Origin of the sequence: Stenotrophomonas pictorum JCM 9942 (assembly GCF_001310775.1) — a bacterium.
Classification (GTDB): domain Bacteria; phylum Pseudomonadota; class Gammaproteobacteria; order Xanthomonadales; family Xanthomonadaceae; genus Stenotrophomonas; species Stenotrophomonas pictorum.
In genome coordinates, this window is record NZ_BAZI01000454.1 from 1 (window position 1) to 1,895 (window position 1,895).

Sequence of the window (1,895 nt, forward strand, 5' to 3'; positions counted from 1 at the left end):
ATGCGGTGGCCGCCGCTGGCGGCCAGGTGGTGCTGGAGGATGATCCCAACACGCTGGATGCCGCGGCACTGGATGCCTCGGCAACCGAGGTGGTGCTGGTGGCGTTGGAGCCTGCGGTCGAGGATGCGCTCGAACGGCTGGATGCCGTGCTGGAGTCACCGCGCTATACGCTGATGTTCGAAGAGGCTGAGATCATCGCCCGGCGCGAGGGCTGGGAATCGCAGCGTTGGATCCGGCATCTTGCCGCCAAGTTGCAGGGGCACGGCAACGTCTTGCCGCCCGGCCCGGAAGACGATGCCGCCTTGCAGCCGGAGCCCGGCATGCCGGTGAGACCGGCTGAACTGCACGTCGATGCCCCGCTGCAGTTCCATCTCGACGAAGCGTTCGAAGCGGCAGACACGGTGCCTGCCGATGGCCTGTATTTCGCCCCTGCAGAGGAACGTCAGCCGCCGGAGGTCATGAGCTTTGAAGAGTTGATGGCCAAGGCACAGGCCGAGGAGTCCCCAGCGGCCACGGCCCAGGAAACCGGACCGTTGCCCCCGCCGTTGCCGCCGCTCGAGGATCCGCCACAGGGAATGGTGGACACGCAGGTGCCCGCAGGTACCGCGGCTGCTGCAGGCAGCTACAGCAGCTGGTCGTTGCTGGAGGACGATGCCTATGTCGCCCCGGCGGCGCCGGTGGAAGCGGCTGCGGCCGAGAACCCCTCCATTGCCAGCCTGCTGTCGAGCTCGTTGTCGCTGGTGGAGCTGGAACCCGAGTCGGGCGAGTCCGCTGGTGGCCCGGTGCTGGTGCTGGCAGGTATTGGTGGTCCCGATGCGGTACGGCGCCTGTTGAGCGGGTTGCCGGAAGACTTCGCCCGCCCGGTGCTGGTGCAGATGCGTCTGGATGGGGGACGTTACGCGAATCTGGTCAAGCAGATGGCGCGGGTCACGGCGCTGCCGGTGTTGCTTGCAGTCCCTGGACAGCCGGCTGAAGCGGGAAATGTGTACGTGCTGGCCGATGCTGTCGGACTGGAGCCGGACGGCGCCGGTCTGCGTTTTGTGGAGGCGTCCGCGCAGTTGATCACGGCCCTGCCGGTGGCAGACAGCGCGGTGGTGATGCTCAGTGGTGCCGATCCGGCGCTGGTGCCGAGGTGCTGGCATTCGCCGCGCAGGGCGGTTGGGCCGCAGGCCAGACCGGTGACGGTTGCTATGACCCGGAAGCCGCCAGCCAGCTGGTGGTGGCGGGCATGCCCGGCGGTGATCCGGAATATCTGGCAGGCGAACTTGCCACGCGTTGCGCGCAATAGTCCGCACCGCTTCGATCAAGGAACAGACGATGAGTTATGCAAGCAACGATGAAGTACGCGGCGTCCTGATCCAGGCCGGTGCCGAGCGCGTGCTGTTGCCCAATGCCACGGTCGCGGAGATGATGTCGCGCGTCTCGGTCGAGCCGATTCCCGATGTCCCGGAGTGGCTGGTCGGCCAGATTGCCTGGCATGGCTGGAACGTGCCGCTGCTGTCCTACGCCCGCTTCAGCGGACATGGCCAAGAGCAGGTCTCCGGCAACAACAAGGTGGTGGTGCTCAAGGCGCTTGGCGGCAATGCGGACATGCCCTATTTCGCGCTGCTGACCCAGTCGTTCCCGCAGCTGATCGCGGTGCCGCGTGATGGCCTGTTGGCCGACGCCTCCGAGGAGAGCCTGCCGCAGGGCGTGCATATGCGTGTGTTGCTGGGCGAGCAGAGCGCGCTGCTGCCCGATCTGGATGCGATCGAGGCGGCGGTGATCGCCGCCCTGTCCGCTGCGGCCTGAGTCCTCTTCGCTCAGAGATCACCCAGCCGCGCCTGCAGCGCGGCAATGGCCGCCAGACCGGCGGTTTCGGTGCGCAGAATGCGCGGCCCCAGCTGCAGCCCCTG

At 67.2% G+C, this 1,895-nt stretch carries 3 protein-coding genes; 2 read left to right on the forward strand and 1 reads right to left on the reverse strand.

Going from position 1 to position 1,895, the window contains the following annotated elements; translation table 11 throughout:
• A partial coding sequence (locus JCM9942_RS20315; protein ID WP_054660628.1) for a chemotaxis protein CheB occupies nucleotides 1-1,340 on the forward strand: 1,340 nt, incomplete at its 5' end.
• Nucleotides 1,318-1,791 (forward strand): chemotaxis protein CheW, encoded by a 474-nt coding sequence (locus JCM9942_RS14940; protein WP_054660630.1) that lies wholly within the window; start codon nucleotides 1,318-1,320, stop codon nucleotides 1,789-1,791. The genes JCM9942_RS20315 and JCM9942_RS14940, both read left to right, overlap by 23 nt.
• A gap of 11 nt (nucleotides 1,792-1,802) precedes the next feature.
• On the opposite strand, the gene JCM9942_RS18430 is transcribed toward JCM9942_RS14940, so the two are convergent.
• Nucleotides 1,803-1,895: 16S rRNA (uracil(1498)-N(3))-methyltransferase (locus tag JCM9942_RS18430; protein WP_343123496.1), on the reverse strand; the 93-nt coding region annotated here is incomplete at its 5' end.

Excerpts from the sequence above, each read along its gene's own strand:
- JCM9942_RS14940 (WP_054660630.1), top strand. The coding sequence starts at position 1,318 with ATGAGTTATGCAAGCAACGATGAAGTACGCGGCGTCCTGATCCAGGCC.